The 13,786-nt window shown below is 41.0% G+C and carries 11 protein-coding genes; 1 reads left to right on the top strand and 10 read right to left on the bottom strand.

The window, feature by feature from the left end:
- Positions 1–106 precede the first annotated feature (106 nt).
- From ACZ449_RS06170 to ACZ449_RS06145, 6 genes are all read right to left on the bottom strand, one after another.
- On the bottom strand, positions 107–556 hold the full coding sequence (locus ACZ449_RS06170) for a regulatory protein RecX (RefSeq protein ID WP_464260174.1): 450 nt from the start codon (positions 554–556) through the stop codon (positions 107–109).
- Positions 556–1,617, bottom strand: coding sequence for a recombinase RecA (recA, locus tag ACZ449_RS06165; protein WP_464261825.1), 1,062 nt, complete (start codon positions 1,615–1,617; stop codon positions 556–558). The genes ACZ449_RS06170 and recA overlap by 1 nt, the downstream gene beginning before the upstream one ends.
- A gap of 135 nt (positions 1,618–1,752) precedes the next feature.
- Positions 1,753–3,327 (bottom strand): DEAD/DEAH box helicase, encoded by a 1,575-nt coding sequence (locus ACZ449_RS06160; RefSeq protein ID WP_464260173.1) that lies wholly within the window; start codon positions 3,325–3,327, stop codon positions 1,753–1,755.
- Positions 3,328–3,339: 12 nt separating this feature from the next.
- Positions 3,340–4,587: a competence/damage-inducible protein A gene (locus ACZ449_RS06155; protein ID WP_464260172.1), complete on the bottom strand. Its 1,248-nt coding sequence runs from the start codon at positions 4,585–4,587 to the stop codon at positions 3,340–3,342.
- Positions 4,588–4,763: 176 nt separating this feature from the next.
- Positions 4,764–6,092: a 30S ribosomal protein S12 methylthiotransferase RimO gene (gene rimO / locus ACZ449_RS06150; protein ID WP_464260171.1), complete on the bottom strand. Its 1,329-nt coding sequence runs from the start codon at positions 6,090–6,092 to the stop codon at positions 4,764–4,766.
- Positions 6,093–6,176: 84 nt separating this feature from the next.
- The gene (locus tag ACZ449_RS06145) at positions 6,177–7,208 is read right to left on the bottom strand and encodes an ABC transporter substrate-binding protein (protein ID WP_464260170.1); all 1,032 of its coding nucleotides are present in this window, start codon (positions 7,206–7,208) and stop codon (positions 6,177–6,179) included.
- 191 nt (positions 7,209–7,399) lie between these two features.
- Here ACZ449_RS06145 and ACZ449_RS06140 point away from each other — a divergent pair, with 191 nt between their 5' ends.
- Positions 7,400–7,789: a hypothetical protein gene (locus ACZ449_RS06140; RefSeq protein ID WP_464260169.1), complete on the top strand. Its 390-nt coding sequence runs from the start codon at positions 7,400–7,402 to the stop codon at positions 7,787–7,789.
- A 3-nt stretch (positions 7,790–7,792) separates the two neighbouring features.
- On the opposite strand, the gene ACZ449_RS06135 is transcribed toward ACZ449_RS06140, so the two are convergent.
- The 4 genes from ACZ449_RS06135 to ACZ449_RS06120 are packed head-to-tail and all read right to left on the bottom strand — an operon-like array spanning position 7,793 to position 13,758.
- A complete protein-coding gene (locus ACZ449_RS06135) occupies positions 7,793–9,685 on the bottom strand; it encodes a YgiQ family radical SAM protein (protein ID WP_464260168.1) in 1,893 nt (630 codons plus the stop codon).
- Positions 9,686–9,706: 21 nt separating this feature from the next.
- Entirely contained in the window at positions 9,707–10,483 is a 777-nt protein-coding gene (locus tag ACZ449_RS06130; protein WP_464260167.1) for a helix-turn-helix domain-containing protein, read from the bottom strand.
- Positions 10,484–10,488: 5 nt separating this feature from the next.
- A complete protein-coding gene (gene mnmH / locus ACZ449_RS06125; protein ID WP_464260166.1) occupies positions 10,489–11,532 on the bottom strand; it encodes a tRNA 2-selenouridine(34) synthase MnmH in 1,044 nt (347 codons plus the stop codon).
- A gap of 57 nt (positions 11,533–11,589) precedes the next feature.
- Positions 11,590–13,758, bottom strand: a complete 2,169-nt coding sequence (locus ACZ449_RS06120; RefSeq protein WP_464260165.1) for an FtsK/SpoIIIE family DNA translocase — start codon at positions 13,756–13,758, stop codon at positions 11,590–11,592.
- Positions 13,759–13,786: the final 28 nt, after the last annotated feature.

Below are 13,786 nucleotides of genomic sequence, written 5' to 3'. Positions count from 1 at the left end.
TTCGTTTGCAATTGCAGCACCCAAGCTCTCCTAAAAGTTTGTCTAAATAGATTTAGTTTGATTACACGATTGGATAATTTTATTGTAATTGTTTTTCAAATGTGTGTCAAGGAGCCATATCCCTAAGATGCTCTAAAACTTTGCTAACTGTCGATGCTTTAAAGCCTTTGGCAGAGAAACGGCGAATTAGTTTATGCACATCTTGATTCGCATTATTATGCAAAAATTTCATTGCCATTTTTATAGCTGCCTGATATTCCAAATTACTATCCCAATCTCTTAATTTCTCATTAATCAAATCAATTGGTAAACCTCTACGCCTTAGCCGTAGACAGGTTTCTTTTAAACTATATTTGTTGCTTTCGGCAAGCCGTTCTATAAGCATGTCACAAAGCGCAGCATCATTTAGATAACCGCGCTTTGTGACATATTCAACAGCCTCGTCGACTGCCTCTGCATCATAACCCTGTTTTAAAAGTTTTTGTTCTAGCTCCTGTTGACTATAATTTCTGATGTTTAAAAGCTTAACAGCGGCTTCCGATACGTTCCTATTCATTAGCCTTCGAAAACCTCATCATTATCTTCAGCAAAGGACTCATCACCATCATTAGTTACATGATCAATTTTGGTATCGCCAGCAAGTAAATTTTCACGAATTTTTTTCTCAATTTCATCAGCAATACTCCGGTTTTCCTTGAAGAACTCTTTGACATTTTCTCTGCCTTGCCCTAGACGCTGTCCATTATAAGAAAACCATGCACCACTTTTATTTATGATCTCAAGACCAACACCCATATCAACGATACTTCCTTCGCGGGAAATACCTTCTCCGTACATTATATCAAATTCTGCCACTTTAAATGGAGGTGCTACTTTATTTTTAACAACCTTTACCTTGGTTCGGCTACCAACAACATCATTTCCCTGTTTTAATGTCTCTGCTTTGCGAACATCCAAACGAATCGAAGCATAGAATTTCAAGGCTCTGCCACCAGTAGTTGTCTCCGGGTTACCAAACATAACACCAACTTTTTCACGGATTTGATTAATAAAAATAACAGTGGTTCGTGATTTACTAATAACACCTGTTAGTTTACGGAGCGCTTGGGACATTAGACGGGCATGCAGACCGACATGGGAATCACCCATATCACCGTCAATCTCATTTTTGGGCACCAAGGCCGCTACCGAGTCAATAACAACGACATCAATAGCCGCACTGCGCACAAGTGCTTCAGTAATCTCAAGCGCTTGTTCACCATTATCAGGCTGCGAAATTAAAAGATTATCAATATCAACACCCAGCTTTTTGGCATAAGAAGGATCAAGTGCATGTTCTGCATCGATAAAGGCAGCAATTCCGTCCGTTTTTTGAGCCTGAGCAATAATGTGCAATGCTACTGTTGTTTTACCTGACGATTCTGGCCCAAATATCTCAATAACCCGTCCCCGCGGCACGCCGCCGACCCCGAGAGCAATATCAAGCGGCAACGACCCTGTAGGAATAACCTCAATATTCATTTTTGCAGCGGCTTCGCCAAGCTTCATTATTGCGCCTTTGCCAAAATCTTTTTCTATTTGACGCATAGCATTTTCAAGTGCTCTAACTTTATCCATTTCTAGATTCTTTTCAAAATCTTTTGTCTTATCCATGGTAATATAAACCTCCCCGACAACTATAAGCACATTATACAAACATTTGTTCGTTTTGTCAATAATAAGATCGTGGTAAAGTTCATATTTATACTATATCTAGCGTCCTTTTGCTGGTTCAATATTAATGCGATAACCTTTGATCATGTTCTTATTCATGACAGACAATACTCGTTCTGCGACACTTTCCGGCACTTCCACAAAAGTGAATTTATCATAGATATTTATTACTCCAATAATGCTGCCCTCAATATCGGCCTCTTCCGCGATAGTACGAACAATATCTTGTGGCTGAATCTTTTGCGCTCGTCCAGCATTAATAAACAGCCGTACCATGCCGGGCTCGGCACCGGTATTGCCGAAGTTGGTCTTTTCAATAACAGCTTGCTCTTTATAGCCTTCTTGAAAAAGCTTCAGTGCAGCTGCAGCAAGATCAATTGGATCATAGTCAGCCGCTAAATCAGCAACAATGCTGCTGTACGCATCAAAACTGCCTCCAGCGATGGTCTGTGTAAGTTGCTTTTTAATAACCTCAGTCTGCCGTTCAAGGATGTCTGCCGGAGACGGCAGTTGCCGCCGTAAAATACGCGTTTTTACTTCTTTTTCGATAAGTTTTAACTGTCGATATTCACGCGGTTGAATAAAGGTAATTGCTACCCCTTTATTGCCAGCCCGCCCAGTACGGCCAATGCGATGAACATAGGATTCCGGATCTTGCGGAATATCATAGTTGATAACATGAGTTATATGATCAATATCCAGTCCACGCGCTGCTACATCAGTAGCAATAAGTATATCTAATTTGCCATCCCGGAATTTCTTCATAACTCGGTCTCGTTGTGCCTGACTTAGGTCTCCATGCAAACCATCTGAGATGTAGCCGCGTGCCGACAGTGAAACAACTAAATCGTCAACACCTCTTTTGGTCCGACAAAAAATAATTACTCTGCCGACAGTCTCAGAATCAAGGACTCGGCATAAACCGTCAAGCTTATCTCTGGTTTCATAATATATTTGATCAGTAAGCGGCACTGTCAATTGTTCTTTACTAATCGTTACCGTTACTCTATCCTTCATATATTTATTGGCTAAACCCATTATTTCTGTTGGCATAGTAGCCGAAAACAGCAAAGTTTGCCGTTCACCAGGAACATGCTGCAGGATACTTTCGAGATCGTCAACAAAACCCATATCCAGCATCTCATCTGCTTCATCAAGAATCAGCATTTTTACATTATCTAGCCTAATGGTATTCCTGCGAATATGATCTAAGAGCCGTCCTGGAGTTCCAACAACTACTTGGACACCTGATTTTAGGGTTCTAATCTGTCGGTCTATAGCCTGACCACCATAAATCGGTAATGTCTTTATTCGTTTAAATTTGCCAATTTTAGCCAATTCCTCTGATACCTGGATAGCCAGTTCTCTCGTAGGTGTTAATACTAGTGCCTGAATTTGTTTTATTTCAGTTATCCGCTCCATAATGGGTATACCAAAAGCAGCTGTTTTCCCTGTACCTGTCTGTGCTTGCCCCAAAACATCGTGTCCTGCCAAAACCAGCGGAATTGTTTGGTTTTGAATCGGCGAAGGTTCTTCAAATCCCATTTCAGTTATAGCTGCCGCCGTTTTTTTACTTAAAGAGATATTCCCAAATAAAGTTACTGTTTCTTTCACTATAAAACCTCCCTATATAGTAAGCAAATAATGCCTTACATGATTAAGTGCAGCTAATGCTGTCCGGTGTTTTATGTCAGCACGTGTTCCATTAAAGTAATGCTCATAACACACTTTTCCTGCCAAACCATCAATCGCAATATAAACAAGACCTACCGGCTTATCCGCAGTTGCTCCATCCGGACCAGCAATACCTGTGATGCCAACACCTATACCTGTTTGAAATTTTTCTTTAATGCCTTGGGCCATGCATTCAGCCGTCTCTTGACTTACCGCGCCTTTGGCGGCGATTATTTCTGCTGGGACACCGACTTGCAGTGTTTTAACAGCATTACTATAACATACTATTGATCCTACCAGATACTGTGAACTACCCGGAACGTCAGTAATACGACTAGTAACAAGTCCCCCAGTACAAGATTCAGCCAATGCTATTGTTAATTTTTTGGATAAAAGTAAGTTACCTACAGACTTTTCCATAGTTTCTTCATCAATACCAAAAACATATTCGTCTAATAGCGGGTGAATTTTTCCTTCGAGTTCATTAATTAATTGCATTGACTCCGCTTCACTAGCGGCGCGGGCAGTGATCCGCACATGAATTTCACCATTTCTGGCAAGTAACGCCAATGTTGGATTCGATTGGTTTGAAATATACTGCTTAATTCTTTCTTCTAAGGCCGATTCTCCTAGTCCATATGTCCGGAGAACCCTTGACACGATCGCGCCTTGAAGTCCAAATCGTTCAGCAAGGTATGGAACAATTGATTTCTCAAACATTTCCGCTAGTTCATGCGGCGGACCTGGCAAATTTATAATTATTTTTCCGGTCGTCTCTTCTTCAATAATAACCCCTGGCGCTGTACCACAAGTATTTTTAACAATTTGTGCGCCTTCAGGCATCATAGCCTGCCGTAAGTTGTTATTTGTCATACACAAGCGGCGCTCGTCAAAGAAACGCTGTATTTGCGTAGCACTATCTTCGTGCAAATACATTGGCTTATTAAGCAGTGAAGCAGTTACTTCTTTAGTTATATCTCCTTGTGTAGGCCCTAGCCCGCCACTTGTTATAACGATGTTGGCCCGTTCTAATGCTGTTTGCAAAACATTTTTCATTCTATCCCGGTTATCACCAACCGTAGTCTGATATAATACGCTAAAACCTAGCTCATTTAAGCGGGCTGCTAAAAATGGTGCATTAGTATTTACGATTTGTCCCAAAAGCAGTTCAGTTCCAGTATTTATTAATTCAATAATCATATAGCTGATTCCCTCCTAACATTATTTCATTCGCGTTACAAATTGGTAATTCCTTTCGATTGTTGAATTTTAGCAAAAAATCACTTAGATATTACTTAAACTTTAACAAAAAAAAGCAGAGCTTGACAGCCTCTACTATTTTTAAGCTTGCATTCTATTATTATGTGCAGCTACGCTTACTTCCTTTCGGCCAATAAATCATAGGTGAAGCCTTGTACAACTTCTGCCTGGACAATATCTCCAGGCAACAAACCCATAGCGTTTTCTACATAAATACAGCCGTCGACACCCGGCGCCTCCCGGTACGATCTGCCAAAGGCCACACTAGGCTGTTCTTGGTTATATCCCTCAATTAATATTGTCAGCAGTTTCCCTTCCATATCATGATTTAACTCTTCAGAAATTTGGCATTGCAAGGACATCAGTTCATGATAGCGTTCCTCTTTGACACTGTCAGGTACTTGATTTTCCATAACACCAGCAGGTGTATCCTCTTCTTGGGAATACGTAAATATTCCCACTCGCTCAAACTTTTGCTCAAGCAAAAAGGTTTTTAATGACTCAAAATGGTTATCTGTCTCACCAGGAAAACCAACAATAAATGAAGTGCGAATGGTTACCCCAGGAATAACAGCGCGAATTTTCGTCAGTAGTTTTTCAATATCAGATCGTGTGTCACGACGATTCATAGCCGACAGTATTTCGTCATCAGCGTGTTGCAGCGGCAGATCAATGTAGTTACAAATCTTCGGCTCAGTGGCAATAAATTCAATAAGTTCTTCATTAAAGTATTTAGGATAACAATAGAGCAATCGAATCCAAAAAACGCCTTCAATTTTAACCAGTTCTTTAAGCAGATTCATTAGTTGTGGCTCATCGTAACGATCGCGCCCATAGCTTGTTGTATCCTGAGCAATAAGGTTGATTTCTTTTACTCCCTGCTCAGTAAGTTTTTTTACTTCTTTTACTATTGATTCTATTGGACGACTTCGGTATTTGCCACGCACCAGCGGAATCACACAATAGGAGCAGCAGTTGCTGCATCCTTCCGCAATCTTTACATAAGCGCTATAAGCTGGAGTAGTTGTAATTCGCGGCATAGTTTCATCATATAGTGTATCTGTTTCACCAATAAGCAAAACCCGTTCACCAGCTAGTACAGCATTAACTGCTTCCATAATACGATGCCACGCACCGGTCCCAACAATCGCGGATATTTCCGGTAGTTCATCTAATAATTCCTGTTGGTAACGCTGGCCTAAGCAGCCAGCTACGATAACACCCCGACATTTACCATCTTTTTTATACTCAGCCATCTGCATAATGGTTGAGATAGATTCCTCTTTCGCAGAATCTATGAACCCACAGGTATTAATAACTAATAGTTCAGCATCCTGAGGATTATCAGTAATATGAATATTATTATCAGCCAAAATCCCTAACATTATCTCAGTATCGACAAGGTTTTTGGCACAGCCTAAACTAACAAATCCTACTGTAAGCATTACGTGCTCCTCCTAATTTATCTGATGACCAAATTATTCTATATACAACATGTTAAAGAATTTTGCAGATAGATGATGTGTTTCTTACTTTATCCCCAAACGTGCTTGTTGTACCCATTTATCTAATATTTTGCGCTGCTGTTCAGGAGAATACATATCATGATTGTCCAGCAGCTTTAAATTTTTAGTGGCATATTCTCGATACGTTGGTGTTTCTGAGTTGGTCGGCATAAAATAAAATTTATGTTGAGCCATAATTGAAAGCGCATCCTCCTGAGTAAGCCAATCAATAAACTGTTTTGCCTCAACCGTGTGAGCAGCGCCTCTAACTAAGCCTACCCCTGTCAATAAAAATGCGGTTCCCTCCTCAGGATAAATAATTTGTACAGGAAAACCATCTTTAACATAACGCATAGCTTCACTATGCACAGATATGGCTAGATCAACCTCTCCCATGCTAGCCATTCGCGCTGGTGTCGCCAAAAATTTGGCATACTGCACAACCTGTGGATGAATTTTTTTAAGAAAGTCTAATGTTGGCTGCTCGCCATTAGCTGCAACTAGCGTATATAAAAGATTAGCAGCAGCATCTGCTGCTAGAAAATCGGTCAACCCCAATCTCTGGTTAGCGTCTGACGGCAAATCAGACCATTTGGAAGGTTTTTTCATAGTTACATTCAGATAATCCCGATTGATTGCAAAAATTACAGGATCATACCAAACGCCTACCCAATAGCCGTCAGTATCCTGAAATCTATTTGGTATTATATCAGTGTATTCTGATTGGTACGGTATCAGTATTGCATTGTTTCGCGCCTGCTTTAATGTTTTACGGTTAGCAAGAATAATATCTGCTTGCGGAAGTCTTGATTCTTCTGTTAGTCGACTAAGCAAATCTCTTTCCGTAAGCGGTGTAATAGTAACTCTGACCTTTGCGACCCTTTCGTATTCTTGAGCTAATACTTCTACCTGCTCAATCGGCAGGGTGGTATAAACAGAAACCATTGGTAAACTGCTTTTATCTTGTTTTCCTGCATAACCGATAAGGTACGTAGCACCTGTAATCAATAGTACCACCATAAATGACATTACTAATAATGGTAGATAACGTTTCATACTTTACCCCCATGGTCGATCTTTCTTTACTGCGGAATAGTTACTATAATTAACAACTACGGCAAACATATATACTATAACTTTTATTTCTTCTTTATGCAAGTCCTAATCCCTGCTATGCAGAAAATATAACTTATTTTAAAAAATAGCGCCTTATGCTAGAATTAAGGGTATGAAAGGAGTGTTTCACTTTGACAGAAAAGCCCTCATCGTTATCTTTTCTTCACCCGGATTTGACCACCCGCCTAATTATTGTCATACTATTTTTGCTGATTATTGCTCTTGGTAATGTATTTGGCATCTACGATGGAATGGTAAATAATAACCCTACTGCTGCCTTTAATTCTTTTGTTGCTCTGCTGCTATATGCTATTCCAGCTTTTGGGTTATTCCAGCTTAAACGTTGGGCTCGCATGTTTGAGTTAGTTTTATCGATATTATTTGTAATAATCGGCCTTGTAATCATGTTTGGTTATAGCGTAACCATGGGGATTATAACCCTTGTCCCACATGGTTTAATTGCCATATACCTTGTATCAAATGACTGTCGGCGCGCATTTGGTCTCAAAAAAGAAGCCTAAGTTTTATCTAGGCTTCTTTTTTGTTCCTTTATTTCTGGAAGACTTTACGCTTCGAGTCTTATTCAACATTTTTTCTTTTTTCACGTCAGTATTAGGCTGCTTATTACGGGGTGGCCGGATTAAACAGTTAGGTTCATATCCAATTAAATCCTGTCGGCCTGCGTTACTAAGTGCTTCATAGACAAGATTGTAGTTTTTAGGATCACGGTATTGCAACAACGCCCGTTGCAGCCTTTTGTCATGGGGATTCTTGGCAACATAGACTTTTTCCCCAGTCAATGGGTGCATTCCCGTATAGTACATGCATGTTGATAAACTTCCCGGAGTTGGAATAAAATCCTGTACTTGCTCTGGGCGATAGCTGGTATCACGAAGAAATTCAGCCATTTCAATAGCTTCTTTTAGTCCAGCTCCCGGATGGCTGGACATAAAGTAAGGTACTAAATACTGTTTCTTACCCAACTCAATATTAATTTGTTCATACGCTTTTTTAAATTTTAAATATGTATTTTTACCAGACTTACCCATTAAATTTGTAACTTTTTGTGAAATATGTTCAGGAGCGACCTTTAGCTGACCACTAACATGGTGCTCACATAATTCTCGTAAAAATTCCATATCATTGGCAGCTAACAGATAATCGTAACGCAGTCCTGACCGAACAAATACCTTTTTTATCCCTGGAATTTGTCGAATTGCTCTAAGTAATTCCAAATAGTCATGATGGCTGGTGTTTAAACTCTTGCAGGCATTAGGAAATAGGCATTGCTTGCCGCGACAAGTTCCTCTTTCTGCTTGCTGCTCACAGGCAGGTTGACGAAAATTAGCTGTAGGACCCCCGACATCATGGATATACCCCTTAAAATCAGGTAGCTGCACGATTTGACCAGCTTCGCGCACTATTGATTCCTGGCTACGACTTTGGATCATTCTCCCCTGATGGGCATATAAAGCACAAAAAGAACAACTCCCATAGCAACCCCGATGACTAACAATACTAAACTTAATCTCCTGAATAGCTGGAACACCGCCAGCTGCTATATACGAAGGATGATACGTACGCTGATAAGGTAAATCATATATTTCATCCATATCTGCAGTGGAAAGCGGCATAGCAGGTGGGTTCTGCACTACATAGTTTTCCCCATGCCCCTGCACTATCGTTTTGCCTCGAATAGCATCCTGCTCTAAGTATTGGGTTTTAAAAGCTTCCGCAAACTGCACCTTATTTGCAGTAACATCTTGATAACTCGGTGTTTTGATATAGTCCCACAAATGGTCTAGTGATTCTGTAGGATAACACGTTCCTGGTATATCCCTGATATTTTCAATAGGTATGCCGGCAGATAATTGCGCGGCTAACTCTTTAATCTGGCTTTCGCCCATACCATAAATCAACAAATCCGCTCTACTATCAATCAGAATTGATCGTCGCACGCTATCTGACCAATAATCATAATGAGCAAATCTTCTTAAACTAGCTTCGATCCCACCAATAATAAGCGGCGTATGCTTCCAAATTTCCTTTATTCTATTGCAATAAACGATTGTTGCCCGCTCCGGTCTTAGTCCAGCCTGCCCCCCGGGCGAATAGTTATCTGTACTGCGGTATTTTTTGGCTGCCGTGTATTTATTAAGCATAGAATCAAGGTTGCCAGCTGAGACTAATATTCCTAACCGCGGCTTACCTAAGCGTTTAAAATCAGCCGTCGAACGCCAATCAGGCTGAGCAATTATCCCAACTTTATACCCGTACTTTTCCAGCAACCTGCCAATAATTGCAGGACCAAAGCTGGGATGGTCAACATAAGCATCTCCGCTTATAAAAAGAAAGTCCAACTGCTCCCAGCCTCGTTTAGCCATATCCTCCTTGGTCATTGGTAAAAAGTTTGTCATGTTGCTAGATTTACCTCATTCCTACTGTGTAATTCCTGTCAGTGTAAATGTTTTGACCACGACTTCACCATTACCACCAATTTTACCCACTGGGCTGCCGTTATACATTAAATCCACAACCCCGGCATTGCCAAATTTAACTGACAGTTTATTCGCGGCTTCCCAAGTTATCGATTGACCATTTTTAGGGGTACCTTCATATATCTCTTTATCGTCTGCTATTATTTGTGTCCAACACGGAGCACTATATTTAGCAGTTACAATCACTTTGCTTGCCGAATTTGCGGGAGCTGCCGATTGAGCCGGTGGAGTCGGCTGAGAACCCTGCTGCCCCTTGGCCTGTTGTTGCTGGTCTGCAGAAGGTGGCGCTACCGGGGCAGGTTGATGGCTACTTGATGTCCACCAAGTTACTCCAGCTACTATGACAGCTGCCAAGGCTGCTACCGTGAGCCATTTCGTCAAGCCACGGTTCTTGGCACCGGCGTTTCCAGCACTTGGAGATGTTTTTTTTACTGGTTCTACAACTTGCTGTTGCTGCGCCTCGGTAAGTGCATTATCATTTGTCTGCTCTTTATTTTGGCGATATAACTCCATTATTGCTTGAGGATCAAGCCCCAAAAAGGCAGCGTAGTTACGGATAAACCCTCTTAAATACACTTCACCGGGGATAATATCATAGTTACCCTCTTCAATAGCGTTAAGATACAGCGCCCTAATACTTATAGCACTTTCAACATCTTTAATTGATAAGGCTTTTTTTAAACGTTCAGCGCGCAAAGATTCCCCTACTGTTTGCAAAACAACTACCTCCCCAACTGTTGTAAGTATTGGATTATCATTTCTATCGCTTGCTCCATATTATCAGCATTTATCGCTGCATCATAGTCGTCTGTACTACTAACTTTCTCATAACCGTACATTGGATCATAATATTCTACAAGCAAGGTCTTAACAACCGCTCGAATTTGCCCTGCATTAAATTCATTTATCAACTTATCGGTTTTTGCATTGCCTAGTCGGCGGCGTAATGACGTAATACTACCGACTATTGCATCTTTGTTATCATGGTAAACATCGAGATATTCTGCTATCAATCGATCTGCCCTTATTTCAAGACTAGCAGATACCAGTAGCTTTTTGCCCTGCTGCATAGCGCTAAATAGACATTCAGGTAGATATACATTACCAATACGTTTGCTTTCACATTCAACTATTATATACGGCTGCTTATTTAGCGCATCAAGCTCTTTTAGTAAATTCGCATCAAAATTTTGCGCTGTTGCTGACCTGCCTAGACCTATTTGTCCAAAAACTGATCCACGATGATTCGCTAAACGCTCCAGGTCAATTACCGGGATATTGCGTTTAGCTAATTGCTTTAAAAGCAATGTTTTTCCTGTTCCTGTCGAACCACAAAGAACTATTATTGTCGGTTTTACTTCAAATTGTTTCAACCTGTCCAAAACATATTGACGGTACGCTTTATATCCGCCCACCAGCTGTACAGCTGGAACTCCCATCATTTCCAGCACGTTTACGATTGATTTAGAACGCATTCCCCCTCGCCAGCAATATACAATAACGTTTCGTTCTTTTTGGCTAAGCTGGCGAATTTGCTCAATGATATTCGGCAATTTTGCCGAAACAAAAGATAGCCCAAGATTTTTAGCATCTTCAACACTAACTTGTCTATAGATAGTTCCAACTTCAGCCCGTTCATCATCATTAAAGATTGGGATGTTTACGGCACCAGGAATATGCCCGCCTGCATATTCTGCAGGTGAACGCACATCTATAATAACCGTCTCTAATTTCACAGCTTCTGTTACACTAATTATATTGTCCAATATGAATCACCACTACTATTCTGCCCTGTCATAAAATGCTATAAGCATAAAAGCGATTTAATTTTTGAAATATCGAGAATAAACTTGTTCTGCTGTCATAATTATTTCTCGTGCTTTACTACCAATATTAGGACCAACGATTTGCATTTCTTCCATAGTATCAATCAGCCTTGCCGCCCGCGTATATCCAATACGAAATTTGCGTTGCAGCATTGACACAGAGGCTTGACCTGTTTCAAGTACCATGCGCACGGCATCTTCTAAAAGTTCATCCTCAAAATGAGTTGGATCTTCTTTACTGGCGTTTCCAGTTTCAACAGTAGTTATACCATCATTATATTCAGGTACAGCTTGTTCTTTGATATAGACTACCAAATCTTCGACCTCATTGTCAGCAATAAAAGCCCCCTGGACCCTAATAGGTTTAGAAGCTCCTACAGGATAAAATAGCATATCACCCTTTCCTAACAGCTTTTCAGCCCCCGCCATATCTAAAACAGTTCGTGAATCAACCTGTGATGAAACAGCAAAGGAAATACGTGAAGGCACATTCGCCTTGATCGTTCCTGTGATAACATCAACAGAAGGACGCTGTGTGGCAAGAACTAAGTGTAATCCTGCGGCCCTTGCTTTTTGCGCCAGTCGACAAATAGCATCCTCAACATCAACAGGCGCTACCATCATTAAATCAGCAAGTTCATCAATAATAATCAAAATTAATGGAAGCCGCCCATCAGTATTAAGTTCATTATAACGGGTGATATCCCGCACCCCCGCAGTAGCAAAAACTTCATAGCGGCGTTCCATCTCCTGAACCGCCCAGTTTAAGGCTGAGGCTGCTTTCTTGGCATCAGTTACTACAGGAGTTAACAAATGTGGTATACCATTATAACTTGATAACTCCACCATCTTGGGATCAATAAGCACCAATTTAACTTCGTCTGGGCGTGCTTTAAATAATATACTTGTGATAAACGTATTAATGCAAACGCTTTTTCCTGACCCAGTTGCACCAGCAACTAATAAATGCGGCATCTTCGCTAGGTCTGCAACAATTGGCTGCCCGGCAATGTCTTTGCCTAGAGCCACACTCAAACAAGAAGAAGTACGCTGAAACTCGTCAGTTTCCAAAACATCCCGCAGGGCAACACCAGATAATTCTTTATTGGGAACTTCAATACCTATGGCCGCTTTACCAGGAATAGGAGCCTCAATCCGCACTCCTGAGGATGCCAATTTTAAAGATAAGTCGTCTGCTAGGTTAACTATTTTACTTACTTTTACACCCGGAGCTGGCTCTAGCTCGTAACGAGTAACTGTCGGTCCCTGGCAAGTATTAATAACTCTGGCACTAACCCCAAAGCTATCAAGCGTCTGTTCAAGTATCCGTGCATTGTCGGCAACTTCTTTGGGTACTTTGGTTATACGTGGACGATTGGGTTTTTTCAATAACGACATGGGCGGTAATCTATAATCGGTATTACTATCAGTAATTACCTCGTTAGCTACTGCAAAGACCGGAGTCTGCAGCTGCTGCACAACTGACTCACCATTATCAGTAGGGGTACTGCTTTCTTTTTTTGGCTTCTGTCTAGTAAATTCAGGCTTAGCATCCCGTTGTTGGTCATAAAATGCTGATTGACTTTTTATGTCTTCTTGCTCTGAAAAAAGTGTTTCTGCTGACGCAGCAATAGCTTCCCTTGCGGAAGACATACTCTCCACGGCCTTGTTTTGGGCATGGACTAGCGTTTCTGCCAACGACCACGTTGTAGTCATCAGTACTGCGCAAAGCAGCAATGCGGAGAGTACAATAATTGAACCATGCACCCCTAGTAGTTTACGCAATGAAAAAAGCGTCATCCCGCCAGTTAATCCCCCGCCTGCCACCAAACTTTCAGGCAGTATTTCCTGTCCAACCGGAATTCTAATATGATGATAAATTGCTAAAACTACAAAATATAAAAGTAGAACCCCCCAGAACTTAACTGAATAAACAATGGAGCTTTTTGCCACAATGTACTTCAGACCAACTATAAAAAAAACCAAAGGTACAGCTACAGCACCAATTCCAAAAGTATATTTGAGTATCTTGGCTATAAATGACCCGAACGGACCAGCATTTAAACCCATCAGGCTGATTAACGCTAAAATTCCTCCTGTAACCAGGGTAATGCCAACCAATTCGTGCCGCAATTCAGGAGTTAAATGGGTCAACCATTTAGGCAAAACATACCACCTCTAACATTATCATGTT

The sequence above is a fragment of the Desulfosporomusa polytropa genome, from assembly GCF_055380075.1.
This window is presented reverse-complemented; position numbering and strand designations above follow the sequence as displayed.

Bases quoted from the DNA above. Each gene is read 5' to 3' on its own strand.
- ACZ449_RS06170 (WP_464260174.1), bottom strand. From the start codon at position 556: ATGAATAGGAACGTATCGGAAGCCGCTGTTAAGCTTTTAAACATCAGA.
- recA (WP_464261825.1), bottom strand. From the start codon at position 1,617: ATGGATAAAGTTAGAGCACTTGAAAATGCTATGCGTCAAATAGAAAAA.
- ACZ449_RS06155 (WP_464260172.1), bottom strand. From the start codon at position 4,587: ATGATTATTGAATTAATAAATACTGGAACTGAACTGCTTTTGGGACAA.
- rimO (WP_464260171.1), bottom strand. From the start codon at position 6,092: ATGCTTACAGTAGGATTTGTTAGTTTAGGCTGTGCCAAAAACCTTGTC.
- ACZ449_RS06145 (WP_464260170.1), bottom strand. From the start codon at position 7,208: ATGAAACGTTATCTACCATTATTAGTAATGTCATTTATGGTGGTACTA.
- ACZ449_RS06135 (WP_464260168.1), bottom strand. From the start codon at position 9,685: ATGACAAACTTTTTACCAATGACCAAGGAGGATATGGCTAAACGAGGC.